Below are 25,817 nucleotides of genomic sequence, written 5' to 3'. Positions count from 1 at the left end.
GCCCGTGACTCAGAACGCCGTCTCCTTCCGCCACCCGCTGACCTGGGTGCCCACGCTCTACCTGGCCATGGGCCTGCCCAATGTGATGGTGGGGGTGGTTGCGGCCATCATCTACAAGAACATGGGCGTGTCCAACGAGGACATCGCGCTCTACACCTCGCAGATGTACCTGCCCTGGGTGCTCAAGCCGTTGTGGGCGCCGTTGCTGGAGCCCTTCAAGACCAAGCGCTGGTGGGTCATCTCGATGGAGTTCCTGATGGCCGCGTCGCTCGGCCTCGTGGCGCTGTGCCTGCCGCTGGACGATTTCTTCCGCCTGTCGCTGGCCTTCTTCTGGATCACTGGCTTTGCCTCGGCCACGCAGGACACGGTGGCGGACGGCGTCTTCATGACCACGGTCAACCTGCGCGACCAGGCCCGCTACTCGGGCCTGCAGGGCATGTGCTGGAACATGGGCGCGGTCATCGGCTCGGGCCTCTTCGTGTCGCTCACCGGCTGGCTGCACAACGCCCACGGCCTGCCCTGGGTGCAGTGCTGGGTCATCGTGGTGTGCATGGCGGCGGCCTCGATGGCGCTCTTTGGCGTGTGGCACCTGCGCGCGCTGCCGCCGGGCGGGCCTTCGACACTCAAGGGCGAAGGCATGGCCGCCGGCTGGACGGCGATGAAGGAGTCCTGGATCAGCTTCTTCCAGAAGCCGCAGATCTGGATGATGCTGGCCGTCATCTTTTTCTACCGCTTTGGCGAGGGCTTCATCGAGAAGTTCGGTCCGCTGTTCCTGCTCGATGCGCGTGAGCTTGGTGGCCTGGCCCTGGGCAATGAAGCGCTGGGCCACATCAACGGCAGTGTGGGCACCATCTCCTTCATCGCCGGCGCCTTCCTCGGCGGCTTCCTGGCCGCCAAGATGACCCTGCCGCGGGCCTTCTTCATCCTGGCGCTGGTGCTCAACATCCCGCACCTCACCTACTTCTACCTGGCCCAGACCATGCCCACCGACCCCTGGGTCATCGGCACCATCGTCTCCATCGAGAAGTTTGGCTTCGGTATGGGCTCGGTGGGCCACATGCTGTACATGATGCAGCAGGTGGCGCCGGGCCCCTTCAAGATGACGCACTACGCCATGGCCACCGGCGTGATGGCGCTGACCAAGTGGGGCACGGGCACCGTGAGCAGCTGGCTGTGGTCGGGCGTCAACCACAGCTACAACAGCTTCTTCGGCTGGGTGCTGGTGTTCTCGATCCCGCCGGTGATCCTGGCCTTCCTGGCGCCCTTCCCGCAGAAGGCGTCCGACGACGACGAAAGCTCACCCCCCGCTGGGCACTGAGCCGCGCAGCGGCAGGGCAAGCACGCCGAGGATGTCTGGGCTGGCCGGATAGTCCTCGGGGTGCTCCACCCCCAGCGCAGCCGGGAGGCGCCGGGGGTCGTAGCGGAAGGTGCCGAACACCAGGTCCCAGAAAGGCGTGAGCACGCCAAAGTTCTTCGCCTCGTCCATGGCGGCGCTGTGGTGGAAACGGTGCAGCTCGGCCCCCACCAGCAGGTAGTTGAAGAGCCCCGCCTTCAAGTCCACGTTGAAGTGCGACACCAGGCCCTGCAGGCTCATCAGCGCGCCGAACAGGAAGACCGCTTCCTGGCTCGCGCCGAAGCACCAGGCGGGCAGTTGGATGATGGCCAGCGAGATCAGCAGATTGATCGGGTGGCCCACCACGTGCATCAGCAGATAGACCCGGTCCGGCAGGTGGTGGGCCACATGCATGCGCCACAGCCAGGCACCGATCGCACCGCGCCCCTCGTGGCTGAGGCGGTGGAACCAGTACTGCGGGAACTCGAAGGCCAGGATGAGCACGACGACCTGCACCGCCAGCGGCCAGCCCTGGATGCCGCCCTGGCGGCCACCAGCCGCGTCCACCGCCCACCAAAGGCTGGCCCACTTGAACAGGCCGGCGGCGCTGCCGTTGACCAGGACGTATTTCAGGTCGCGCCGGAAGCTGGCCCAGTTCATGCGCCAGCTCTGCCGTGCCGGCCAGCGCCATTCGGCGAAGAACAGCGCCGCCAGGCGCAAGCCTGCCATCCATGCGAAGACGGTGCTCAGGTTCCAGCCCCACTCACGGCTGGCCAGCCAGGCCGCCAACACGCCGGCCAGCAACGTGGGGTAGAGCCCGAATTGAACGATGCGAGGCGTGGGCTTCATTGCAGCTCCACGCGCTGTTCGGCGTCGGCCTCGGTCAGGCTGAATGCCAGCTTGTACGAATCCGGTTTACCGGACAGCAGCCCAAGCTTGAAGCCCGCCGAGAACCCCAGGGGCTCGGTGGGCCATCGGATCAGGTTGTGGTCCAGGACACCGTTGCCGTTGAGATCGTGGAAGACGAAGTAGGCATACCGGCCCGCTGCGATGCCTTGGAAGACCAGCGTGACTGTCCCGGCCACGGCCGGTGCCGACACCACAGCCCGGGCAGGGCCGTCGAGCGCATCACCCGGCACGAAGAGCCGCGCCACGATCTGCCCTTGCGCCTGGGCGACCCCATCGACCTTCAGCGTCAGATCTGCTGCCAAGGCCGGGCACAAAGCCGCAAGCCCCACCATCGCCCCAAGGAAGCACACCCGCGAGCGCACCCCATGACGCACCCCATGACGCGCCGCAGCGCGACCCTTGTCGTCCGAACCTTCCAAAATGGCCCCCACAATCCCTGCCTGCCAGCGACCGTGCGGCAGTGCGTGCGGATCATTCCGAGCCCGGCGCCACTTGCCCAGCATGACTGCACCGTGCCTGTCCGTTTGCAGACATTGGCCCGCCGAGTGCCCAAGATCTAGATGCTTGCTCCCCAGACACAGCCCGGGAAAGACCGCCGAGTGCGGCGCACGCGTGATGCGCTACGCGACGCCCTGCTCGCCCTCATGACCGAGCGCGGCTGGGACGCTGTCGACGTGCAGGCTCTGTGCGAGCGCGCTGACGTGGGGCGTTCCACCTTCTACCAGCACTTCCCGAACAAGGAGACCCTCCTGACCGAGAGCCTCGCTGGCTTGGGTCAGGGCCTGATCAGCATGGCGCCCACCGACGCCGAGCAGGTCTTTGCCTTTCTGCCCGGGCTGCTGGCTCATGTAGACGAGAACCGTGAACTGGTGGCTGCGCTGGTGGGGCGCCGCTCGGCGCTGTTCGTGCACGAGCGCTTTCGGGACATGCTGGTCTCGCTCTTCGAGCGCTCGGCCTGCACACCGAACAGCGCGCCCAGCAACACGCCCAGCAACACGCCGAACAGCACGGCGCGCGACTGGCGCGCCGCCGCTCGGGCGCGGGCACAAGCGGCTGCGCTGTTTGAACTGATTGCCTGGTGGCTGGGCGACAACCGCCCGCACACTGCAGCAGACGTGGAGGCGGTTTTTCGCGCCCTCTGGACCAGGCCCGCTTGATCAGACCGCGCCGCGCCGCGCCTCCAACTGGCGGCGGGTCTCGCGCATGCCCTCTTCGGTCAGGGGCACCCGTGAGATGAAGTAGATGGCCACCAGGATGCCTGCCACCGGGATGCCCGACAGCAGCACCCGGATCATGAAGAGCGAGTCGGGGCTCTGCACGGGCAACTTCGAGTCGAAGCCGGTGAGCTGCAGCACCCAGCCCGAGCCGCCATTCCCCAGCGCGATGGCCAGCTTGAAGATCCACGACTGGCAGGCCGAGAACGAGCCCTCGCGGCGCTGACCGGTCTCCAACTCGTCGGTGTCGAAGACGTCGGCCATGGTGGAGCCGAACAGGGTCCAGAAGCCAGCGGAGGTGAAGGCCGTGCAGCCGCTGGCCAGCAGTTGCAGCGCCGGGTAGCTGGGGTTGTAGAACCACCAGTCACCGATGAAGGCGCCAACGGCCAGTATGAGCATCACGCGAATGGCATTGCGCTTGCCCACGCGCTTGGCCACACCGGCCGCAAAGGGAATGCCCATCAGGCCCATCACCATGCCCGCCATCCCCATGCCTGAGTTCCATTGCGTGCCCAGGGCCACGTCGCCCTGGCAGACGTAGTAGAGCGTGGCGTAGTAGCCCAGCGTGCCCACCATCGACGTGGCCAGGCCATAGGTCAGCATGGTGCCCAGCATGAACCGGAAGGGCCGGTTCTGCAGCGTGCGGTAGAGCGTGTCCTTGAAGGGCACGGGCGCCTGCGTCTGGCGCACAAACTTCTCGTAGTAGCGCTCACGCGTCAGCAGGAAGATGGCGATGGACACCGCCACCATCACCGCCCCGAGCAGCGAGCAATAGACCTGCGCGCCGCGCAGGATGTCGGGCTTGCCGGAGGCGTCGTTGAAGACGGCCAGCGTGGTGAACTGCGCGGCCACAAACATCGCCAGCTCGGGGATCTTCTGGATCGCGCTCTTCACGGCCTGCACGCTGGTGCGCTCGTGATAGTCCGGCGTGAGCTCGGCCCCAAGGCTGTTCCAGGGCATGTAGAAGCAGCTCATCAAGGGCACGTACAGGCAGGTGGAGACGAGCAGGAAAGCAAAGTACTGCCCCTCGGTCCAGTCACGCCCCACGGCAAACATCAACGGCAGGCCGATGCCGGCCAGGATGCCGCCCACCAGGATGAAGGGACGGCGGCGGCCAAAGCGGGTCCGCGTGTTGTCTGAGAGCCAGCCAAAGATCGCGTCACTGCCGGCGTCCACCAGCGTCTTCACCATCAGCGCCGTCGAGATCAAGCCCGGCGCCACACCGAGGAAGACGTTGAACACATGGAAGACCAGCGACTGGTAGAGCCAGTGGCCCCACATGTCGATGAAGCTGCCGAGGCCATAGCCGACCTTCTGGGGCAGAGGAACGCGATCAGCGGCGACGGTGGCGGTGGTGTTCATGGGTTGAAGCATGCCCACACTGGCCGTGCAGCGGCAGAGGATCACTACCGAGCTTGGCGTGCCGGCACTGCTCATCGCAACACGCACAGGCAAGCCCTGAGCGCCGCCAGCACCGAGCGCGAAGAGAATCCGCAGCTGCAACTTCCGGAGTAGTGCGCATGACCCCTCGACGCATCGTCATCCTCGGCGGCGGATCCACCGGCTGGATGGCGGCCGCCGCCTTCACCACCGGTATGCCGGGTGCGCAGGTGGAACTGGTCGAGTCCGAAGAGCTGGGCATCATCGGTGTTGGTGAGGCGACCTTCCCGTCTATCCGCGCCTTCAATCGCCTGCTGGGCATCGACGAGGCCGAGATGCTGGCCGCCACGCAAGGCAGCTTCAAGCTCGGCATCCAGTTCGTGGACTGGCGTGTCAAGGGCGAGCACTACTTCCACACCTTCGGTGACTTTGGGCCGCTTGACGGCCCGATGGCGCTGTGGGGCCAGTACCACCGCGTGCAGGCGCGGCTGGGTGGCCAGTTGGGTGATCACTGCCTGCCCACAGTGATGGCCCGCGAAGGCCGCTTCCGCCTGCCTGATACCGAGGGCGACGCAATCACGGCACGCTTTGATTGCGCCTACCACTTCGATGCCGTGCTCTATGCCGGCTTCCTGCGTCGCCTCGCCGAGCGGCGCGGCGCGCGTCGGATCGAGGGCAAGGTGGTCGATGTGGCGCGGCACCCCGATGGCCGCGTGGCCTACCTGAAGCTGGCCGATGGCCGCGAGGTGGCCGGCGACTTCTTCGTGGACTGCTCGGGCTTTGCCTCCGTGCTGCTGGGCAAAACGCTGGGCGTGCCCTTTGTGGACTTCAGCCACTGGCTGCCCGTGGACCGCGCCTGGGCCGTACCGGCCGAACGGCCCGAGGGGACTTTGACGCCGTACACCCGCTCCACCGCACAGGAGGCGGGCTGGACCTGGCGCATCCCGCTGCGCGAACGCTGCGGCCATGGCCATGTGTTCGCGAGCAAGTTCATCGACGAGGACCGGGCTCGCGAGCAGTTGCTGGCGCAGGTCGATGGCAAGGCACTGGCCGAGCCGCGCTTGCTGCGTTTCACCACCGGCCATCGCGCGCAACTCTGGTCGCACAACGTGGTGGGCCTGGGCCTGGCCGCAGGGTTTCTGGAGCCGCTGGAGTCCACGGCGATCTTCCTGGTCCACAACGCACTGGGCCGCCTGATCCCGCTCTTGCTGCAACCTGGTGGCGCTACGCCGGATGCGGCTGCGGCCTTCAGCGATCAACAAGTGCGCCAGTACCGGCGCATCCGCGACTTCATCATCCTGCACTACTGCCTGACCGAACGCCGCGACAGCGAGCTGTGGCGCTACATGGCCGCACTCGAACTGCCTGAATCGCTGGCCTACAAGATTCACACTTGGCGTGAAACCGGCGTGCTCGTGGGCTACGACGACGAAGGCTTTGACCGCACCAGCTGGCTGGCGATCTTTGCGGGCATGGGGCATTGGCCTAAACGCGCGAGCCCGTGGATGCAAGAGGTGCCGGAGGCAATGGCGCTGCAATACCTGCGGCAGCGGCGTGAGGCGCTCGCGAGCATCACGGCCGGCATGCCCGATCACGACACCTTCCTGCGCCACGCTGTCGCCCGCGCCGCGGGATAGCGCCCATGACGTGCCGCTCGGGTCTGCCTAGACTGGCGGCATCGAAAATTTTCTAGCTGTTTCCATGGAAAACACTGCCAAGCCTCTGCGCCGTGTCGTCATCGTGGGCGGCGGCGCCGCAGGCTGGATGTCAGCCGCAGCGTTGAGCGCCGTGCTGAAGCCACCTTACGAGATCCGCCTCGTCGAGTCCGAGGAGATCGGCATCATCGGCGTGGGTGAGGCAACCATCCCGCTGATCAAGATGTTCAACGGCCTGGCCCAGCTCGACGAAGCCACCTTCCTGAAGGCCACGCAAGGAACGTTCAAGCTCGGCATTGAGTTCGTCAACTGGGGCCGAGTGGGTGAGCGCTATTTCCACGGCTTCGGTCGCGTCGGCAAGCCGCTGTGGCCGGTGGACTTCACCCAATACTGGCTGCGCTTGCGCGCACTGGGCCGGGCAGAGCCGATCGATGCCTACGTCGTCTCCAGCATGGCTGCCAAGGCCAACCGCTTCATGCTGCCGAAGCCGGAAATGCAGAACTCGCCATTGGCGGACCTGGCATATGCCTACCACTTTGATGCCAGCCTCTATGCCCGGCACCTGCGCGCGCTGAGCGAGCGGCGCGGCGTGCGCCGCACCGAAGGCAAGGTGGTGCGCGTGCTGCTTGACGAGGCGCCTGGGCCTACACACGGCCATGTGCGCGCGGTGCAGATGGAGAGTGGCGAAATGGTGGAGGGCGACCTCTTCCTCGATTGCTCCGGCTTTGCCGGCCTGCTGGCCGACAAGGCGCTAGGCGTGGGCTTCGAGGACTGGAGCCACTGGCTGCCTTGCGACCGCGCGTGGGCGGTACCCAGTGAGAGCACGAAGCCGCTGCTGCCTTACACGCGCTCCACCGCCCACAGCGCCGGCTGGCAGTGGCGCATCCCGCTGCAGCACCGCGTGGGCAACGGCCACGTCTATTCAAGCCAGCACATGAGCGACGACGAAGCCGCTGCCGTACTGCTGCGCAATCTCGACGCGCCAGCCCTCGCTGACCCGCGGCTGATTCGCTTCAAAACTGGCATGCGCAAAGACGCCTGGACGCGCAATGTCGTCGCCATCGGCATGTCGGCCGGCTTTGTGGAGCCGCTGGAGTCCACCGCGCTACACCTCGTACAGATGGGAGTCGCCGGGCTGATCGAGGCCTTCCCGCACAGCGGCTTCGACCCCGTAGAGATCGCCGAGTACAACCGCCAGAGCCGCCAGCGCTATGAATCGGTGCGGGACTTCATCGTGCTGCACTACCACCTGAACCAGCGCGAGGACGGCGGCTTTTGGCAGGCCTGCGCCAACATGGCCGTGCCCGAAGGCCTGCGCTGGCGTATGGCCCTCTACGCTGCGAGCGGGCGCCTGGTCTACGTCGACACCGACCTGTTCCGCGAACCGAGTTGGTTCGAGGTGATGGAAGGCCAGAACCTGCGCCCCAAGCGCTGGCTGGCCCTCACCGAGCTACAAGGGCTCGAAGACACGGTGAACTACCTCAAGGGCGTGTCCGACACCATTGCCAACTGCGTTTCCGTGATGCCAGAGCACTCGGAGTTCATCCGGCACTACTGCCAAGCACCCAAGATGTAGACGCCCCTATTTGCGAGCTTAGAAAGAAAAAGGGCACCGCAAGCGGTGCCCTTTCTTCATGAGTCCTGACAAGGCCGGCGACCGGCCTTGCCACGTGTGGAACTCAGAAGTTGTATTGCGCGTTGATCTTGAGGGTGCGACCCGACGTGAAGTAGTTGTGGCCGATCATGCCGATGTGCTGCTGCATGATCTGCTTGTAGGTCTTGTTCAGCAGGTTGCTGGCTTCCAGACCGACCGACATATTGCTGCCGATCTTCAGGTGGATACCGGCATCAAGCTGGCCATAACCATCTGCCCACAACGGCAGGCCCACCGGCAGGTTGTGCTGACCGAAGGTCGCACTGCCCGGGTTGGTGTCCAACGCATTGGTCTGGTTCGGACCCGTGTTGTCGGAGTTCAACGCCACGCCGTAGAGGTACTTGCCACGCCAGTTGTAGGCGATACGGGCAGACACCGGGCCTTGGTCATACAGCAGCGCGATGTTGAAGGTGTTGCGTGACAGGTTGTCGAGCGGTACGTCGCCAAACGAACGGCCATCGGTATCGCAACCGTTGATGTACAGGTTGAAGTTCTCTTGACCTTCGCCCGGCGAGCAGAAGCCCGTATACACCGCGTTGTAGCGCTTGACCTTGCTGTCCACGAAGGTGTAGTTCGCCTGCAGACCGAGGCCTTGCAAGGCGTCCGGGAGACCCTCGAAATACTGCTGATAGGCCAGCTCCATGCCACGGGCATAGCCCTTGGCACCATTGACCGGGCCGTTGAGCACGAACGTGACGGGCTGGCCGTTGTCGTCCTTGATGGTCCGGTTGAATGCCTGGTTGACGATGATGTTCTTCAGGTTCTTGTTGAAGAGGGCCGCCGTCAGGGAGCCATTCTTCGCGAAGTACCACTCAGCCGTCAGGTCTTCCTGGTCGGAAGTGATGGGCTTCAGGAAGGGGTTGCCGTTGCCGGAGCCGCTGAGGTTGACCTTCTTGACGTTTGGCGGGACGACCTTCGAATCCAGCTCAATGCCTTGGGCCATCGAGATGTATGCCTGCATCTGGCCGAACTGCGGGCGCGCCAGCGCGCGCGACACAGCGAAGCGGAACTGCAGATCCTTCGTCGCCTTGTACTTGAGGTTCAAGCTCGGCAGGAAGTCCGTGAAGCTCTGGCTGTAGACCTCGGCCTTCTCAAACGGCGTCAGCTTAGGCACTGCCACGCCGGTCGCCCCGGAAGGCGCCGGCTGGGTCCGCAGGATGGTGTAGCCATCGGCATCGTTCTGGGTCCTGACCACGCGCAAACCGACATTGCCGTCGATCGGGAGGCCATGGTCCTCAAAGGAGAACCGCAGTTGCCCATAGGCGGCAGTGGTGGTCTCCGATTGCGTGTTCCGGCCGGACGGGTCAGTGCCGAAGGTCGCGACCGCCCACTTGCCACCGCCCTTAATGCTGTTGGCTTGCTGTGCGCAGCCAGCTCCGTCCCAACCTGCCGTTTTCGCGAGCGCATCGCACTCGTTCAAATAGAGCTGGTGCAGCTTGTTGTAGCTGTCGGGCCAGCCGAAGGCCACCGACGCCGCCGGGAAATACAGGTTCGGAGGCTGGACCTTGCCATTCATGAATCCGCTGTAGGTGTTCTTGAATGTCGGCAGATCAGACTTCGGCAGATAGGCCAGATCCTTGATGTTCCAGCCCACCTGCCACGCGTGGGTGACGGTCGCCCAGTTGTAATTGGGGTTGCTGTTGACGGTCTCGGCATCGCGCTTGGCCAGGCGCACACCGACGGTCACGTCCTGGAAGACGGAGTCGTCGTTGAACATCCAGCGCGCATCACCCTTCCATGCCTTTTGGGTGCCCTTGCCCTTGTCCAGGTGGTCCATCATCATGGACCAGTAGTACTTGGACGGGTCATTCATGATCGCCATGTCGCCCTGGTCAAAGACCAGCTTCGGCATGGAACCCGTCAGGTCCACGGTCTGCTTGGGCAGTTGAACGCCGGTACCCACGGTCGAATCAAAGTTCTGAGTACTCGACTTGATGTACTGCAGGTCCGAGCTCAAGGTCAGGTTGTCGTTGACCCGGCCAGAGATCTTCCAAGCCCATTCGTCGGTTTGCGAGGCACGCTTCGAGAAGCGGGTCTGGTTCTCGACTTCGAGGCCGGTGTAGTTCCCGTTGGCGTCCTTCTTGCCGGTCAGCACGCCCTTGGTCATCACACCGTTGGCGTCATAGGTGCCGTCAAGCACGACGACGCTGTAGGGGTCGTTCTGCGCGCTGACGTTGTACTCGTTCCAGTCGAACTTGTATTTGGAGCGGAAGAAGGTCAGCGAGGATTCAATGCTGTCCTTCTTCCACTGCGCCGCGCCGTAGAGGCCATCGCGCGTGCGGTTGTAGAACTGCTGCTTCCAGGACATGGCCTTCGGAATCCAGTTCTTGGCGTCGGGCGTGGCCTTGTAGAAGGGGTCCAGCACCAGGCCGTCGGTCCGGCTGGCGCCGAGCGAATGCGTGGCGTCAATCAGCAGACCGATCTTGCCGGCAGGCGTGTTCCAGGTGTTGGACAGCAGGCCCGAGATGCTGGGCTTGGTCTTGGCTGACAGGCTGCCGCGCGTGGCGTCGACCGAGATCGCACCCTTGAAACCCGAGTAGTCGAACGGCAGGGCCGTGCGCAGGTTCACCAAGCCGCCGATGGCGCCTTCGATCTGCGAGGCCGACGGGTTCTTGTACACGTCGACGCCGGCCATCAGTTCAGGCGGCACGTCCTCGAAACCGAGTGTGCGGCCCTGGTTGGCGCTGAAGGTTTCGCGGCCATTCAGCGTGGAGCTGACGTAGGTCAGGCCACGGATATTGACGCCCGAGCCTTCGACCGAGAAGTGCACCGGGTCGTTCGACGCGGACACGCGCGACATGGTGGCGCCAACGATGCGCTGCAGCACTTCCGAGACCGAACGGTCTGGCAGCTTGCCGATTTCTTCGGCGACAACCGAGTCGACGATTTCATCGGAGTTCTGCTTGATCTTTTGCGCGGTAGCGAGTGCGGCACGCCGCCCCGACACCACCACGGTTTCGAGCTGCTGTGAGCTCTTGTCAGCGGCCGGAGCCGCTGCGCCTGTCTGCGCCTGGGCGAACGCGACGCCAGCCGTCAAGGCCACGTGCGTTGCGGCCAGGGACAGCAGCGTCTGCTTGAAATGTCTCCTCATGGGGATCCTCTGGTTGGGTAAAGCTAGTCAAGGTTGAAAGATGTGACCCCGGGGCACGGGATCACGGCGAGAAAGGGGCGCCAGGGATGAGTGCTTCAGGCACCTTTCCTCCCAATTGGTCCAAAGCAGTCCAGACCACCGGCGCCCGGCAAACACCACGCACGGCGATGTGGCGAACATCGCCAGGCACAAGGTCAATGAAGTTGTCTTCAAACTCCAGGCCCTCGGACAGCAACCACAGGCCCTTGACAGGTGCGGTGGCACTCACTTTCAGGCCCTCATCAGAGCGGTGAAAACTGAGGCTCGCAAGCGAGAAATCCTGGTACTTGAACGGCTCGGGCCACGCGCAATCCCTCGAAATCTCGGAATTAGTGCGGGCATCAGTCGCAATAACTTCAGCAACGACAGTGATATCCGAAACGGGTAGCGCAATCCATCCATCAGCACTGACATCGCTGTCTGCGGTCCACCCTAATGTCTGCTCAAAACGACAGTTACCTTGCAGATCAAAGGCCTTGAAGCGCATGGCGAGTTCGCGGGTCGCGCCGGCATTCATCACCGTGAATCGAAGTGAGTTTTTCTCTTGCCGCAGAGCGACCGCGAGCGGCGCCATGGCGCGGCGTATCGCATGCCAGGCCGGCTTGACGACGCCGGCTGAATCGATGAGCGCCCAGCTGGTGACGGGCCAGCAATCGTTGAGCTGCCAGACCAGGGCGCCGCCAACGGCGCGTGCCCCGGGGCGCTGCCAGCGCCGGCGAAAGTCCTGGTAGGCCACGCGCATGGCTTCCGCCTGGATGAACTGGGTCGCGTAGACCTGCCCGGCCAGCGACGTTGCGGCGCGCAGGTTGTCCGACACGTAAACCGCGAGGCGGCGGTGTCCGTCTGGCGCCCCACTGCCGGCCTTGTTGTGCCAGACCATGGTGCGGCTCTCGGGATAGCGCTCGGCCTCGGGCAAGGTGCGCTCCAGCAAGGCCAGGGACGGATGCGCCTGCATGCCGAACTCGCTGACAAAGCGCGATTGCACATCGGCGTAGCGCTGATAGGGCAGCATGGCCTGGTGCCAGATTTCCCATGAGTGGCGGTCGCCCACCGTTGGGTCCGAAGAGAGCGTGATGCCAGTGGCGTTGGGTGAATACGGGCTGCCCGGCCAGTAGGGACGGTCTGGGTCGAGGGCGGCGCAAACGGCGGGCAACAACTCCTCGTAGATCACGCGCGCCGGGAAGCGGCCAGACGGCGCTTGCGGGCCGTGGGCACCGATGGACTCGGCGATGGCGTAGTCCTCGTTATTGCCGCACCACAGCGCCAAGCAGGCACGGTGGCGCAGGCGCCGCACTGCCGCCTCGGCTTCAGCTCGAACACTGGCTTGGAACTCCGCATGCGCGGGGTAGAGCCCACAGGCGAAGAGGAAGTCCTGCCAGACCAGCACGCCCAGTTCATCGCAAGCGTCGTAGAAGGCGTCGTCTTCGTAGATGCCGCCGGCCCAGACGCGCAGCATGTTCATGTTGCCGGCCACCGCCTGCTCGACGCGCTGGCGGTAGCGCGCAGGCGTGATGCGCTCCAGCAAGTTGTCGTCCGGGATCCAGTTGGCCCCGCCGATGAAGACCTCGCGGCCGTTCACCTCGAAGAAGAAGCTGGTGCCAGCCTCGCCCGCCACGGGCTGCTGCACCAGGCGCAGCGTCCGCAAGCCGATACGGCGGCGGTCCACGGCCACCACCTGGTCGCCCGCATGCAGCCGCGTGACAAGGGTATAGAGCGCTTGCTCCCCCATGCCACGCGGCCACCACAAGCGGGGCTCGGTGACGGTCAGGCTGGCTTCGCCGCACGATGCCGAAACATCGGCGGCAGCCACCGGCCTGCCCTCGGGGTCCAGCAACTCGTGCGAGACCCTCGAGGGCGCATCACCAGCCCAGCGCGTCCGCAACTGCACGCGAACCGGCCCCCCGGCTTCGGTCGCGTGCAGTTGGCGGCATTGCACATCATCAATCCGCGTGCCGTAGCGCTGCCTCTGGATCGGGAGCCACGGCCCGCTCGTCATCAGCACAGGCCCCCAGTCCCACCCAAAGTGGTACTGCGCCTTGCGCACGTAGAGGCGAGCACTGTCGCCGTTCCAGAGATGGCGCTTGCCGTGCGCTGCCTCGATCACGCGCGCCCGCACGAGCGCCGGATGGAAGCACAGCAGCAGCTCATTGAGCCCTGCGCGCAGGCGGTCCCGCACAGCCACGCGGTGCGGCACAAACATGTTGTCGGTGCTGAGCAGCAGCTCGCCGTTCAGCCACACATCGCAATAGGTATCGAGGCCCTGGAACACCAGGTCCTCGTGGGGTTCGAAGTCGGCGTCGACGCGAAAGCGCAGGCGCCAGACCCAGGTCTTGTCCCCCACCCACTGCACGGCCTGCTCGTTCATGCCGTAGAAAGGGTCGGGGATGCGGCCCGCACGCAGCAGTGCGCCGTGGGCGGAGCCCGGCACCGTGGCGTTGAGCCAGGCCGATTCAGGCAACCGCGCCAGCTCAGCCGCCGAAGCCCGCGCGGGTGCCTCAGCCAGTTGCCACCCCTCGTTCAGGGGCACGATTTGACGATCAGTCACGACGCCACCCACCGCGCAGGATCCAGCGCCCCGCAAGAACGAGTCATGAAACCCACTGAAACACCCAGCCCCAGGCGTGCAGCGGCGCCGCCAGGCTCCACAGACCCAACAAAGCTAAACAGGCTGTAATCAGCCAACCGATAAGGGGGAGAACAACGCAACACAACAACCGTGTTTATCTAAACAATCTACGCAACTTTTGATCGAGGAACGGATCAAGCTCCTGCTTCCAGGCTGCCAGCAGTATGTTCACTCGTTCAGCCTCGGTCACCTCGGGGTTTTACTTGCAGGGAAAACGCGCATCGACGCGCACAAAACTGCCGTTCTGGCGTCTAATTCTGTCTGATGTTTAGTAAACGGAACTATTTGTTGCGGTCACCCTCAACCTCACCAAGCGGCGCGGCGAGTCCACAAGCCAACGTCGGCGACTGCATCCGCCCTCTCAGCCCACCCTGCGACCGGTCTCTCGAAAGTCGTTCCAGCGCGAAACTGCGCGCCCTGGCGTCGCGCCCCCGCGACAGCGTCTGGGCCCTGCCCCCCCCTGACTCACCCATGACCCCTACCGATACCCAGGCCTGGGCGCACAGCGTGCGTGCCGACCTGACCGACAACGTCCTGCCCTGGTGGCAGGGCGAGATGTTCGACCCCCAAGGCCGCCTGCTTGGTGGCCGAGAGCTGGATGGCCGCCTCCTGGACGCCCCGCGCACTGCCGTCCTGGGCACCCGGGTGCTCTGGAGCTTCAGCAATGCGGCGCGCCAGCTTGGTCAGGCGCGTGGCCAGCGCGTGCAACAGGCGTTGCGCTGGGTGCTTCAACGCCTGACGGATGCCCAACACGGCGGCCTGTTCTGGTCGGTCGATGCGGAGGGCCACCCCATCGCGGACCACAAGCAGACCTACGCCCAGGCATTTGGCATCTACGCCCTCGTCAGCTGCCCGGAGCCTGAGGCCCTGGCGGCCGCCTGGCGGCTGTTCGAGCTGATCGACACCCACGCCCGCGACCCTGAGCTGGGCGGCTACTACGAAGGCTGCACGCGCGACTGGCAGGTGCTGCCCGGCGCGAAGCTGTCGGACGCCGAGCCCCCCGCCCCCAAGACGACCAACACCCTGCTGCACGTGATGGAGGCCTTCACCGAGCTCTACCGCGCGCGGCCGGAAGCCCGGGTGCGCGAGCGCCTGGCCGAGCTGATCGACCTCTTCCTGGACAAGCTCTGGCGCCCGCAGGACCGCTGCTTCGGCCAGTTCTTCACCCGCGACTGGCAGAACATGACGCCCCTGCTCTCTTGGGGCCACGACATCGAATCCGGCTGGCTGCTGGTGCGCGCCGCCGAGGTGCTTGGCGACCCCGCCCGCCTGGCCCGCGCGCGCAGCTTGGCTGTCACCATCGCCGACGCCGTGCTGGCCACGGGCATGGCGCCCGACGGCAGCATGCTGGGCGCGGGCGAGTTTGGCGGCAAGGCCACCGACACGCGGCGCCACTGGTGGGTGCAGGCCGAAGCCATGGTCGGCTACTGGGACGCCTTCGAGATCAGCGGCGAGGCCCGCTTTGCACAGGCCGCACACCGCAGTTGGCAGTTCATCAGCCAGCACCATGTGGATCGCCAGCATGGCGACTGGATCAAGATGCTCGACGCCGAGCTGCGACCCCTGCCCTCCACCCCCAAGGCCGGCCCTTGGGAATGCCCCTATCACCATGTCCGCGCCGAGCTTGAAATGCTCTCGCGCCTTGCTCGCCATGCGCCGACTGCTGCTACTCGTTCTGATGCTCCTGTCCCTTGACCATGCGCGCGCGGGCACCGACCCACGCTTGCAGCAGGCGCTGGCGAACTGGCAGCAAGGCCAGACGCTGACTGTTGCCGTCATCGGTGGCTCCATCACCACCGGCTATGCGGCCAGCCCGCCGCGCCAACGAGGCTGGGCCGGGCAGTTGCAGCGCTGGCTGCTGGCGCAGCCGGGCAAGGGCAAGGTCACGTTCATCAATGCCGGCGTCAGCGGCACGGATTCCGCTGCCGCCGTGCAGCGCCTTGACGCCCACGTGCTGGACGCCCAGCCTGATCTCGTCATCGTCGAGTTCGGCGTCAACGACGAGTGGCTGGACCCTGCCACCCGCCGCAGCAGCTACGAGGGCCTGGTGCGCCGCCTGCTCTCAGCCCCCAAGCCAGCGGCGGTGTTCACGCTGCACCTCACCCAGCAAGGCAACCAGGCGCGTGGCTCCGTGGAGGAGCAACTGCGCATTGCCCGCCACTACGGGCTCAGCCACCTTGACTTTGGTGCCTGGATGCAAGCCCGCGTGGCCGCCGGCCAGGGCTCCTGGTCCGCGCTCTACGACGAGCCCGTGCACCCCAACCAACGTGGGCACGACGCCATCGCCGCAGCGCTGGTCGAGCAAATCAGCGCAGCCCTGTCGTCGGCTCCAGCTCCCGCACCCACCGTGCCCGCCGCGCTGCATGGGCGCGACCACGAGTTCACACGCAGTTGGTCTGGCGACCAACTGCTGTCCTACGCCAACCAGGGCTTCACGCGCGGCGGCGACGTGCATCCCGAGTGGCCGCGCCAGCAGCCCGGCTGGGTCAGCACCCGCGACGACTCCCATGCATCCTTCCTCGTCTGGGGCCGCCAGATCGCCGTCTTCCACGCCGAGAGCGAGCACTACCGCAACCTCGAAGCATGGGTGGACGACGGCACCGTGGTGACGCTGCGCGGCCAGGTGCCCGAGCGAAAGGGCTACCTCGGCTGGTCCCACACCCTGGTGGGCCGCGACCTGGAGCCCGGGCCGCATCTGCTGCACGTGCGCGTCAAGCGCGACGAATGGCAGGGCAGCGGACGGCCTGCGAGCTTGCTCGCCGTGATGGCGGCGGGGCTGCAGGGCGTCGAGTTGCAGCGCTTCGACTTCGAGCGCAAGCCAGCTGGCGGCGCCGGCCTCATCAGCACCGACGCGCCCGAGTTGCAGTTCATCGGCCGCATGGAGCGCAAGCGCGTCGAGGGGCAGAGCGCCGTGCGCCTGTCCTGGAGCGGCAACGAGCTGCGGGCCCGCTTCACGGGCGAGTCCATCGCGTTCAGCTTCGAGCCGCATGGCGTCAGCTACTACACGGTGTGGGTCGACCAGCAGCCCCACCGCCTGCAGGTGCGTGGCGAGCGGGGCGAATGGGTGCTGAGGCAGCCCCTCCCTGCTGGCGAGCACGAGCTGCGCCTCGTCAAGCGCACCGAGGGCTCGCAGGGCGATGCCACCCTCCTCGGGTTGCGCCTCGCGCCCGCCAGCCGCCTGCTTACGCCGCCGCCCGCACGCCCGCTTCGGCTCGTGGTCTACGGCGACTCCATCACCGCCGGTGCCTGCAATGGCGACCTCGGCGCCGACCAGTACGAAGACCTTTCCACCCACGACGGCACGCGCGCCTATGGCGCCATCACCGCCGAGCGCTTGGGGGCCGACTACTTCGGCCAGGCCGTCAGCGGCATCGGCCTCACGGCCACCTGGCACGACATGCTGCAGCACCAGGTCTGGGACCGCGTTGCGCCGCGCCTGGATGCGCCCTTCGCCCCGCCGGACCCCGCCAAGCCCGAGATCGTCGTCATCAACCTTGGGCAGAACGACCACGGCTTCCCCAACTCGATGGGCCAGAAGCTCTCGCCCGAGTTCGGCGCGCGCTACCTCGACTTCCTCCGCCGGCTGCGTCAGCGCCACCCCGGCGCCCGGCTCGTCATCGCCGTGGGCGGCATGACAGCCTGGAAGGACGAGCCCCGCCTCGTGAAAGCGCTGGACGATGCCTACGCCACCCTGCGTGCCGAAGGCGACCAGCTCGTCTGGCGCTACACCTTCCAGGCCTTTGCCTACGCGCACCCACGCATCGACGTCCACGCCCAGATGGCTGACGAACTCACCCACTTCCTGCGCACCGAGGTTCTCAAGTGACGCCGCCCCTTCCTGCTTTGCGCGAGCCGCACGCCCTGCTCGCCCACGTCCAGCACACGCTCGCCTTCTACGCCCCGCGCGCCAAAGACCCGAGCGGCGGCTACTTCCACTGCTACGAAGACGACGGCACCGTCTACGACCGTCGCACCCGCCACCTCGTCTCCAGCACGCGCTTCGTCTTCAACACGGCGCTCGCGCACCGCTGGTTTGGCGCGCCGCTGGCCGACGTGCGGCACGCGCTGGACTTCGTCCGCACCGCTCACAAACAACCAAGCGGCGAGGGCTATGCCTGGGAGATCGATTGGCACGAAGGCCGCGCCACCGTGCGCGACGGCACCAACCACTGCTATGGCCTCGCCTTTGTGCTGCTGGCCCATTCGCATGCGGCCGATGTCGGGGTGCCAGGTGCAGCACAAGGCATCGCCGACACCTTCGACCTGATGGAGCGCCGCTTTTGGCTGCCCGAGCACGGCCTCTACGCCGACGAGGCCACGCCCGACTGGCAGGTCGGCCCCTACCGCGGCCAGAACGCCAATATGCACAGCTGCGAGGCCATGCTGGCAGCACACGCTGCCACGGGTGAGGCCCGCTACCTCGACCGCGCCCGGCTGCTGGCCGAGGGCATCGCCCGCCAGCAGGCCGGCAAGGCATCGGGCCTCGTTTGGGAGCACTACCGCGAGGACTGGAGCCCCGACTGGGACTACAACCGCGACGACAAGACCAACATCTTCCGCCCCTGGGGCTACCAGACCGGCCACCTCACCGAGTGGGCCAAGCTGCTGATGCAGCTCGACCGCCGCCTTGGCACTGCCGCGCCCGACTGGTTGGTCCCCACGGCCCAGCACTTCTTCGACACCGCCATGCGGCTGGGCTGGGACGCCACCCACGGCGGACTTGTCTACGGCTTCGGGCCGGATGAGCAGGTGTGCGACGGCGACAAGTACTTCTGGGTTCAGGCCGAGAGCCTGGCCGCCGCCGCATGGCTGGCCGTGCGCACGGGCGAAGCCAGCTATTGGGACGCCTACGACCGCCTCTGGGCCTACGCCTGGCAGCACTTCATCGACCACGAACGCGGCGCCTGGTGGCGCCAGCTGCACCCCGACAACCGCAAGGTCGACACGCACAAGAGCCCGCCGGGGAAGACCGACTACCACACCATGGGCGCCTGCCAGGACGTGCTGGGCGCACTGATGGTGCAGCCAAACAAGGAGACTCGTTGATGCGCACCGCCCTCAGGACCTGGATCGTGGCAGCGCTGGCCCTGGCGGCTCTCGCCGCGCACGCGGCAGAGCCCAAGCTGCTGCCATGGCGCGGCGTCAACCTCGCGGGCGCCGAGTTCGGCGAAAAGAACCTGCCCGGCCTCTACGACGAGGACTACATCTACCCCACGGTCAGGAGCACCGCCTACTTCCAGTCGCGCGGCATGAACCTGATGCGCGTGGGCTTCCGCTGGGAGCGCCTGCAGCGCCAGTTGATGGGAGAGCTCGACACCACCGAACTCGGCCGCCTGCGTGCCTTCGTGGACGGCACGACCGACCGCGGCCTCAGCGTCCTGCTCAACCCGCACAACTACGCGCGCTGGTACGGCCACACCGTCGGCAGCAAGCAAGTGCCGCATGCCGCGTTTGCCGACTTCTGGCGCCGCGTGGCCGAGCAGTTCAAGGACAACCCGCGCGTGATGTTCGGCCTCGTCAACGAGCCGCACACCATGAAGACCGAAACCTGGGTCGAGAGCGCCAACGCGGCCATCGCCGCCATCCGCGCCACCGGCGCGCGCAATGTGGTGAGCGTGCCCGGCAACGCCTGGACGGGCGCCTGGAGCTGGGACAGCAACTACTACGGCACGCCCAACAGCGTCGCCATGAAGCAGCTCCGCGACCCGGGCAAGAACCTCTTGATCGAAGTGCACCAGTACTTCGACAAAGACAACTCAGGTACCAGCCCCATCTGCGAAGGCCCCGGCGGCGCCGAGCGGCTGCAACGCTTTACCGCCTGGCTGCGCGAGCACAAGCACAAGGGCCTGCTCGGCGAACTAGGCGGCGGCGCCAACCCGGGCTGCGAGGCCAGCATCAAGGCCGCGCTGGACCACCTGCACGCCAATGCCGACGTCTGGGCCGGCTGGCTGTGGTGGGCAGCGGGGCCCTGGTGGGGTGACTACTTCCTGTCCATCGAGCCCGGGCCGGACGGCCAGGACAAGCCGCAGATGAAATGGCTCACGCCCTACCTGCCGGCGCGCTGATGTCAGAGCCAGTGAATGAATCCGGCGCGCCCGAGCGGGCGGCCCAAAGGTCGCCAATCAAGGCGCAAAGCACAGCCGTAGCTCGGGCTACGGCGCGCATTTGCAACGCCGAGTGGCGGCGTTTGGGGCGGACGAGCGGGTGTGCAGGATTTGTTCGCTGGCTCTCAGGTGCGGACCGTGCTGTCGCGCACGACCAGGTCCACCGGCAGCAAGGTCTCGCCGGGCTCGACGCGGCCATCCAGCAGCTGCAGCACAGCCTCACGGCACAGGCGTTCTTTGTCCACGCGGATGGTCGTCAGCGCGGGCTGGCTGCGGGCGGCGTCGTCGATGTCGTCGTAGCCCGCGATCAGCACATCCTGCGGCACGCTCAGGCCAGCATCGACGCAGGCCTCCAGCGCGCGCAGCGCCGTCTGGTCGTTGTAGGCAAAGATGGCGTCGGGCGGCTGGGGCAAGGCCAGCAGGCCTCGCATGGCCTTGCGGCCAGCCTCGCCGTAGTCGATGGTGGCATCCAGCTCCACCTCCAGCATCGGGTCGGCCAGGCGCCCGGCCGCAAACAGCGCCTGGCGGAATCCCTTCAAGCGCTGGGCCACCGAGTGATTGGCCAGCGGCCCGCCGATGAAGGCCAGCCGCTTGGCGCCTTGGGCCAGCAGGTGTTCGGTCATTGCCCGCGCGCCGTAGATGCTGTCGTCATTGACGCAGTGGATGCCAGGATGAAAGTGAGCCACCAGCACCATGGGCAGGTCGCAGCCACGCAGCGCCTGCATGGTGCCGGCATCGAAGTGCCCGGCCGCGAGGATGGCGTCTGCCCCGCCGCGCCGCACCTGTGGCGCCACCGCCTCGCCCGGCGCCACGGACAGCACACTCAGGTCCACGCTCGCTTCGCGGCAGGCCGTCTCGGCGCCGTGCAGCACGTGCGAGTAATAGGGGTTGGTGGCCAGCGAGCTGAGCTCGCGGTTGTAGACAAACAAGATGCGCCGCGGCCGCGTGGAGCGCAGCTTGCCCAGGTCATAGCCCAGGTCGGCAGCCAACTTCAGGATCTCGCCGCGCGTCTGCTCCGACAGGCCCGACTGCCCCTTGAGCGCACGCGACACGGTGCCAATGGACACATTGGCCGCCAGGGCCAGTTTGCGGATCGTGACGGGTTTGGACATGTTCGAGTTGGCAGTCGGAGGCAGCGCTGGAGGAACCTGGCGCCATGCCCACCCGCCCTTCGAACCGCACAGAAAGGCGGGCACCCGCCCGCGTCAGTTCCGGCAATCATGCGCCGGGAAGTGGCCATTTTTACTAAACAGCCTTCGTTTAGCTAGAACTATCACACAACCAGCGGCTCCCGCCCATCCCCCTGAATACCCATGAGCAAGCAACCTTCGCTGGCCGCCCTCGCCGCCCTTGTCGCCCCGCCCGCTGGCTCGCCGCTATGGCGCAAGGACTTCGTCTTCGGCTCCGGGACTTCGTCCTACCAGATCGAGGGCGCCGCCTTCGAGGACGGCCGGCTACGCTCCATCTGGGACAGCTTCTGCGCGACGCCCGGCAAGGTGCTGCGCGCCGAGAACGGCGATGTGGCCTGCGACCACTACCACCGCTTTGACGAGGACGTGGCCCTGATGGCCGACCTGGGCCTCGACGCCTACCGATTCTCCATCGCCTGGCCACGTGTGATGGACGAGGCAGGCCGGCCCAATGCCAAGGGCATCGACTTCTACAAGCGCCTGCTCGATAGCCTGGAGCGCCGAGGCATCAAGGCCTACGTCACGCTCTACCACTGGGACCTGCCCCAGAACCTGGAGGACCGGGGCGGCTGGCTCAACCGCGAGCTGGCCTACCGCTTTGCCGACTATGCCGACCTGATGACCCGCGAGCTGCGCGGGCGCGTGGCCGCGTGGGCCACCTTCAATGAGCCCTGGTGCTCGGCCTATCTGGGCTATGGCAACGGCCACCACGCCCCAGGCCATGCGCAGTTGCGCTGGGGCGCCCAGGCCATGCACCACCACCTGCTGGCCCACGGTTTGGCGCTGCCCGCCATGCGCGCCAACGACCCTGGCGCCCAGCATGGCCTGGTGGCCAATGTCTCGCCGGCCTACCCGGTCACGCCTGCAGACGCACGTGCAGTCACCCTCTTCAATGCCTACCAAAACGCCTGGGTGCTGGACCCGCTGCTGCGCGGCGAGTACCCGGCGGATCTCTGGGCCCTCTGGCCCGGCTGCGAGCCGCTGGTGCTGACCGACGACATGGCCACCATCGCCCAGCCACTGGACTACCTGGGCCTCAACTACTACAGCCGGGCCGTGGTCCGCAGCACCGGCCCAGACAGCTTTACCTGGGTGCACCCCGAAGGCGTTGAACGCACGACCATGGACTGGGAGGTCTACCCCCAGGGCCTGCAGGACATCCTGGAGCAGTTCAAGCGCGACTACGCCAACCTGCCGCCGCTCGTCATCACTGAAAACGGCTGCGCCAGCCAGGACGAAGTCGATGCGTCTGGCCAGGTGGATGACACGCAGCGCCAGACCTACGTCCGCAGCCATCTGGAGGCCCTGTCACGCGCAATGCAGAACGGCGTGGACGTGCGGGGCTACTTTGTCTGGTCCTTGCTCGACAACTTCGAGTGGGCCTTTGGCTACGAGCGTCGATTCGGCCTCGTACACGTGGACTTCGAGACGCAGCGGCGCACGCCCAAGCTCAGCGCGCTGGCCTACGCCGACTTCCTCAAGCAGCGCTGAGCGCCCCCCGAGCCGCGCCGCCAGCACGGGCGCCGCAACGCCCTGAGCCTACAATTCAAGCCGTGACGCACGCCCAGTGCGCCGCATCCGCTAGGGGTGTTGATGGCCCAGCGCCATCGACTGAGACAGTCCCTTTGAACCTGATTGAGGTAATCCTCGCGCAGGGAAGCGATCGCCAAAGGACCGCTCTCACGTTCGTCTCCGAGCCGGTCTTCCGCGAGCCCGCCGACCTGCCATCGCAACGACATCGTCCGATGGCTCACAAAACTCTTCGTTCCCCCTCCGCCGTGGCTGCCGCTGCGGCCTCGCTCGCCTGGTCCCTGTCTGCCGCGCAGACACTACCCCAGGTCACCGTCAGTGGACGTGCCACCGACCCCACACCCAGCCTCGCTGGTTTTACTGACCCTCCGGCCAAGCTGCCCCTGCAGGCGCAGTCGCTCTCGGCCGAGCGCCTGCTGGACAGCGGCGTCAGTCAGCTCTCAGGCCTCACCAAGCTGGATGCCTCGGTCTCCGATGGCTACAACGCCGTCGGCTACTGGAGCCAGTTGAAGATCCGCGGTTTCGATCTGGACAACCGCTTCAACGTACGGCGCGAGGGCCTGCCCATTTCGGGCGAGACAGCTCTCTCGTTGGCCAACAAGTCGGCGGTCGAGGTCCTCAAAGGAGCATCGGGCATGCAGTCCGGCACCAGTGCTCCTGCAGGCCTCGTCAACCTCGTCGTCAAGCGGCCACTCGACGACGATGCCACGCAGGTCTTCCTGGCTGCCGAGCAGCCCGGCACGCTGCAAGCCGCGATCGACGCATCGCGCCGCTTCGGCACCCAGCGCGAGTTCGGCCTGCGTGTGAATCTGGACGCTCGCCGTCTCGAACCCAGCCTGCGCCATGCAAATGGCCAGGCGCACACGGCCGCGATAGCGGCTGATTGGCGCGTTTCCAGCGAGACCCAGCTCGACGCTGAAGTCGAATTCAATCGCCAGCGCCAGCCCAGCCAAGCCGGATTCAGCCTGCTCGGCAACCAGGTGCCAGCCGCCAGCAGCGTTGACCCGCGCCTCAACCTGAACAACCAGCCTTGGAGCCTGCCCGTCGAATTCGACAACGTCCATGCCTCGCTCCGCGTCCAGCAACGCCTGGCCGGCGACTGGCGCCTGAAGGCGCAAGCGGCAACCCAGCGGCTGCACACCAACGACCGCATTGCATTCCCGTTTGGCTGTACCGACGCCACCGGGTATTGGTGGGCCGATCGCTATTGCCCCGACGGCAGCTTTGATCTCTACGACTTCCGCAGCGAGAACGAACGCCGCAACACGCGCGCCTTCGAACTGCAAGCCACTGGCTCGGTGGAGCTGGCCAATCTTCGCCACGACATCGGCCTGGGCACCCTGCGCAGCCAGTTCACGAGCCGCTTCCAGCAGCAGGCCTACAACTACGCTGGCACCGGCTACGTCGATGGCTCCGCCATCACGCCTGCAGCGCCCGACCTGACCGACGAGAACACCAACCGCGACGAACAGACCACCGAAGTCTTCATCCGCGACCGCGTCGCCCTCGGCTCGCAAACCGTCGCCTGGCTCGGGCTGCGTCATACCCGCCTTCACCGCGAATCCGTTCGCACCGACGGATCTCGCGCGACCAACTACGACCAGTCGGTGACGTCACCCTGGATCGCGGTGAGCCACGCGCTCAACGCCAACTGGCTGGTGTACGCCAGTTGGGGGCGCGGCGCTGAGTCTGAAGTGACGCCCAACCGCAGTCGCTACCAGAACGCCGGGCGAGCTTTGCCCGTGCTCGCCAGCCGGCAGACCGAAGTGGGGATCAAGGCAGGCTCACAGCGCATCGAAAGCTCCCTCGCCTGGTTCGACATCACGCGCCCCGTCTGGTCAGACATCGGAAGCTGCAGCGCAGCACTCAGTTGCGAGCGAAAGGCTGACGGCACGGCGCGCCACCAAGGGCTGGAGGCAAGCGCCGACTGGAAGTGGTCGGACGGCGGCCTCCTGTTGTCTGCCACCAAGCTCCATGCACGTCGTCTCGGCGCCGTCGACGCGAGCCTCACCAACACAACGCCGCCCAACGTCCCCGCCACCAGCATCAAGGCGCAGTGGCGCCACCAGATCACAACAGGTCTGCAAGCCACTGTCGGCCTCAATCACGAGTCATCGCGCTTCGCCACCCCCGACAACGCATTCGCCATCCCGGCCTGGACGACGCTTGATCTGGGACTCCGGCTGACGCAGTGGGTGCAAGCCCAGCGCTGGGTCTGGCGCCTCGCCATCGACAACGCCACCGACCGGCGCGCCTGGCGTGAGGCCCCCTACCAGTTCAGCCACAGCTACCTCTACCCGCTCGCCCCCCGGACCGTTCGGCTCAATCTCTCGATGAGCTTGTAGTCTTCCGCAAAAGTAGGCTATACTGCGAGGCTCAATTCCTCGATAGCTCAGTCGGTAGAGCGCCGGACTGTTAATCCGTAGGTCCCTGGTTCGAGCCCAGGTCGAGGAGCCAAACAAGAAAGCCCCATTCGCGAAAGCGGGTGGGGCTTTTTCTTTGGCGCGCATATTTTGGCGCACATATCGCATTCGAACGTCGCGCATTCGAACATCGAAGTCGACGCTCGCTTGAACTCAACCGACACGCAGTTCCATATACGAGTCTTGGCTACAGCCCTGCACGAGTAAATAGGCCACGCCAGTCTTCTCTGATTCCTGCGCCACGCAGGCGACCGCAGGTATCAGGATTCGGGGCAAATCTCCGCGCCCAAAAGCAAACGCCCCTCACCTGGAACCAGGAGAGGGGCGTAGCGGAGTAAATAGCCTGACGATGACCTACTTTCACACGGGAGTCCGCACTATCATCGGCGCTGAGTCGTTTCACTGTCCTGTTCGGGATGGGAAGGAGTGGGACCAACTCGCTATGGTCGTCAGGCTTGACTGGTTGGCCTGCTGCTTCCTAGAGGTTCTAGGATGAGCAACAAACCCAATTCGTAGAGTTGCCGCATTGAATTCCCAAGGAACTCCGCGACTCGAATCAGCTTGATTTGATTGCGTCTTCTTCGACTTCATGAAGAACGACATAACTACTTGAATCCTCACCTTGATCTGCAAGCCCTGTCGCCAGGTCAGCAATCAAAGTTATAGGGT

Annotated in this window: 16 protein-coding genes, 1 tRNA gene, 1 rRNA gene and 1 riboswitch; of the genes, 11 read left to right on the top strand and 7 right to left on the bottom strand. The window is 65.8% G+C overall.

Features of this window, described 5'->3' with window-relative positions:
• Positions 1–4: 4 nt before the first annotated feature.
• Positions 5–1,318, top strand: a complete 1,314-nt coding sequence (locus ABDJ85_RS11425) for an MFS transporter (protein ID WP_347704906.1) — start codon at positions 5–7, stop codon at positions 1,316–1,318.
• Here ABDJ85_RS11425 and ABDJ85_RS11420 read toward each other — a convergent pair.
• Together ABDJ85_RS11420 and ABDJ85_RS11415 are read right to left on the bottom strand one after the other, a co-directional pair.
• The gene (locus tag ABDJ85_RS11420; RefSeq protein WP_347704905.1) at positions 1,298–2,182 is read right to left on the bottom strand and encodes a sterol desaturase family protein; all 885 of its coding nucleotides are present in this window, start codon (positions 2,180–2,182) and stop codon (positions 1,298–1,300) included. The two genes, ABDJ85_RS11425 and ABDJ85_RS11420, sit on opposite strands and share 21 nt — an antisense overlap.
• The gene (locus ABDJ85_RS11415; protein WP_347704904.1) at positions 2,179–2,745 is read right to left on the bottom strand and encodes a DUF2141 domain-containing protein; all 567 of its coding nucleotides are present in this window, start codon (positions 2,743–2,745) and stop codon (positions 2,179–2,181) included. Before ABDJ85_RS11415 ends, ABDJ85_RS11420 begins: the two co-directional genes overlap by 4 nt.
• A 96-nt stretch (positions 2,746–2,841) precedes the next feature.
• On the opposite strand from ABDJ85_RS11415, the gene ABDJ85_RS11410 reads away from it, so the two are divergent.
• Positions 2,842–3,399, top strand: a complete 558-nt coding sequence (locus ABDJ85_RS11410; protein ID WP_347704903.1) for a TetR/AcrR family transcriptional regulator — start codon at positions 2,842–2,844, stop codon at positions 3,397–3,399.
• On the opposite strand, the gene ABDJ85_RS11405 is transcribed toward ABDJ85_RS11410, so the two are convergent.
• Positions 3,400–4,818, bottom strand: coding sequence for an MFS transporter (locus ABDJ85_RS11405; RefSeq protein WP_347704902.1), 1,419 nt, complete (start codon positions 4,816–4,818; stop codon positions 3,400–3,402).
• Positions 4,819–4,976: 158 nt separating this feature from the next.
• Here ABDJ85_RS11405 and ABDJ85_RS11400 point away from each other — a divergent pair, with 158 nt between their 5' ends.
• Positions 4,977–6,473, top strand: coding sequence for a tryptophan halogenase family protein (locus tag ABDJ85_RS11400; protein ID WP_347704901.1), 1,497 nt, complete (start codon positions 4,977–4,979; stop codon positions 6,471–6,473).
• A 64-nt stretch (positions 6,474–6,537) separates the two neighbouring features.
• Complete coding sequence (locus ABDJ85_RS11395; protein ID WP_347704900.1) at positions 6,538–8,067, top strand: tryptophan halogenase family protein; 1,530 nt, start codon at positions 6,538–6,540, stop codon at positions 8,065–8,067.
• Between the two features lie 103 nt (positions 8,068–8,170).
• On the opposite strand, the gene ABDJ85_RS11390 is transcribed toward ABDJ85_RS11395, so the two are convergent.
• Positions 8,171–11,236 (bottom strand): TonB-dependent receptor, encoded by a 3,066-nt coding sequence (locus ABDJ85_RS11390; protein ID WP_347704899.1) that lies wholly within the window; start codon positions 11,234–11,236, stop codon positions 8,171–8,173.
• 61 nt (positions 11,237–11,297) lie between these two features.
• Positions 11,298–13,820: a glycoside hydrolase family 2 protein gene (locus tag ABDJ85_RS11385; protein WP_347704898.1), complete on the bottom strand. Its 2,523-nt coding sequence runs from the start codon at positions 13,818–13,820 to the stop codon at positions 11,298–11,300.
• A 552-nt stretch (positions 13,821–14,372) separates the two neighbouring features.
• On the opposite strand from ABDJ85_RS11385, the gene ABDJ85_RS11380 reads away from it, so the two are divergent.
• Genes ABDJ85_RS11380 through ABDJ85_RS11365 form a run of 4 tightly spaced genes read left to right on the top strand, consistent with a single transcriptional unit; the run spans position 14,373 to position 19,966 of the window.
• Complete coding sequence (locus ABDJ85_RS11380) at positions 14,373–15,596, top strand: AGE family epimerase/isomerase (protein WP_347704897.1); 1,224 nt, start codon at positions 14,373–14,375, stop codon at positions 15,594–15,596.
• Positions 15,580–17,727: a GDSL-type esterase/lipase family protein gene (locus ABDJ85_RS11375; RefSeq protein WP_347704896.1), complete on the top strand. Its 2,148-nt coding sequence runs from the start codon at positions 15,580–15,582 to the stop codon at positions 17,725–17,727. The genes ABDJ85_RS11380 and ABDJ85_RS11375 overlap by 17 nt, the downstream gene beginning before the upstream one ends.
• Positions 17,724–18,947: an AGE family epimerase/isomerase gene (locus tag ABDJ85_RS11370; RefSeq protein WP_347704895.1), complete on the top strand. Its 1,224-nt coding sequence runs from the start codon at positions 17,724–17,726 to the stop codon at positions 18,945–18,947. The genes ABDJ85_RS11375 and ABDJ85_RS11370 overlap by 4 nt, the downstream gene beginning before the upstream one ends.
• Positions 18,947–19,966 (top strand): glycoside hydrolase family 5 protein, encoded by a 1,020-nt coding sequence (locus tag ABDJ85_RS11365; protein WP_347704894.1) that lies wholly within the window; start codon positions 18,947–18,949, stop codon positions 19,964–19,966. The genes ABDJ85_RS11370 and ABDJ85_RS11365 overlap by 1 nt, the downstream gene beginning before the upstream one ends.
• 164 nt (positions 19,967–20,130) lie before the next feature.
• On the opposite strand, the gene ABDJ85_RS11360 is transcribed toward ABDJ85_RS11365, so the two are convergent.
• A complete protein-coding gene (locus ABDJ85_RS11360; RefSeq protein WP_347704893.1) occupies positions 20,131–21,117 on the bottom strand; it encodes a LacI family DNA-binding transcriptional regulator in 987 nt (328 codons plus the stop codon).
• Between the two features lie 201 nt (positions 21,118–21,318).
• Between ABDJ85_RS11360 and ABDJ85_RS11355 the strand changes: the two genes are divergently transcribed.
• The 3 genes from ABDJ85_RS11355 to ABDJ85_RS11345 all read left to right on the top strand — a co-directional run bounded on the left by ABDJ85_RS11355 (position 21,319) and on the right by ABDJ85_RS11345 (position 25,182).
• Positions 21,319–22,686 (top strand): GH1 family beta-glucosidase, encoded by a 1,368-nt coding sequence (locus ABDJ85_RS11355; protein ID WP_347704892.1) that lies wholly within the window; start codon positions 21,319–21,321, stop codon positions 22,684–22,686.
• A gap of 82 nt (positions 22,687–22,768) precedes the next feature.
• Positions 22,769–22,870, top strand: a riboswitch (TPP riboswitch).
• Positions 22,871–22,973: 103 nt separating this feature from the next.
• Positions 22,974–25,070, top strand: a complete 2,097-nt coding sequence (locus ABDJ85_RS11350) for a TonB-dependent siderophore receptor (RefSeq protein ID WP_347704891.1) — start codon at positions 22,974–22,976, stop codon at positions 25,068–25,070.
• A gap of 36 nt (positions 25,071–25,106) precedes the next feature.
• Positions 25,107–25,182 (top strand) — tRNA-Asn (locus ABDJ85_RS11345).
• A 307-nt stretch (positions 25,183–25,489) separates the two neighbouring features.
• Here ABDJ85_RS11345 and rrf read toward each other — a convergent pair.
• Positions 25,490–25,602, bottom strand: a 5S ribosomal RNA gene (gene rrf / locus ABDJ85_RS11340).
• Between the last annotated feature and the right edge of the window lie 215 nt (positions 25,603–25,817).

This window comes from Roseateles paludis (genome assembly GCF_039872745.1).
In the GTDB taxonomy this organism is placed as follows: Bacteria; Pseudomonadota; Gammaproteobacteria; order Burkholderiales; family Burkholderiaceae_C; genus Pelomonas; species Pelomonas paludis.
Note: the sequence above shows the minus strand (reverse complement) of the source record. Positions and strands in the feature narration are given on the sequence as shown.

Bases quoted from the DNA above. Each gene is read 5' to 3' on its own strand.
- ABDJ85_RS11420 (WP_347704905.1), bottom strand. From the start codon at position 2,182: ATGAAGCCCACGCCTCGCATCGTTCAATTCGGGCTCTACCCCACGTTG.
- ABDJ85_RS11415 (WP_347704904.1), bottom strand. From the start codon at position 2,745: ATGCTGGGCAAGTGGCGCCGGGCTCGGAATGATCCGCACGCACTGCCG.
- ABDJ85_RS11405 (WP_347704902.1), bottom strand. From the start codon at position 4,818: ATGAACACCACCGCCACCGTCGCCGCTGATCGCGTTCCTCTGCCCCAG.
- ABDJ85_RS11400 (WP_347704901.1), top strand. From the start codon at position 4,977: ATGACCCCTCGACGCATCGTCATCCTCGGCGGCGGATCCACCGGCTGG.
- ABDJ85_RS11395 (WP_347704900.1), top strand. From the start codon at position 6,538: ATGGAAAACACTGCCAAGCCTCTGCGCCGTGTCGTCATCGTGGGCGGC.
- ABDJ85_RS11390 (WP_347704899.1), bottom strand. From the start codon at position 11,236: ATGAGGAGACATTTCAAGCAGACGCTGCTGTCCCTGGCCGCAACGCAC.
- ABDJ85_RS11380 (WP_347704897.1), top strand. From the start codon at position 14,373: ATGACCCCTACCGATACCCAGGCCTGGGCGCACAGCGTGCGTGCCGAC.
- ABDJ85_RS11375 (WP_347704896.1), top strand. From the start codon at position 15,580: ATGCTCCTGTCCCTTGACCATGCGCGCGCGGGCACCGACCCACGCTTG.
- ABDJ85_RS11365 (WP_347704894.1), top strand. From the start codon at position 18,947: ATGCGCACCGCCCTCAGGACCTGGATCGTGGCAGCGCTGGCCCTGGCG.
- ABDJ85_RS11360 (WP_347704893.1), bottom strand. From the start codon at position 21,117: ATGTCCAAACCCGTCACGATCCGCAAACTGGCCCTGGCGGCCAATGTG.
- ABDJ85_RS11355 (WP_347704892.1), top strand. From the start codon at position 21,319: ATGAGCAAGCAACCTTCGCTGGCCGCCCTCGCCGCCCTTGTCGCCCCG.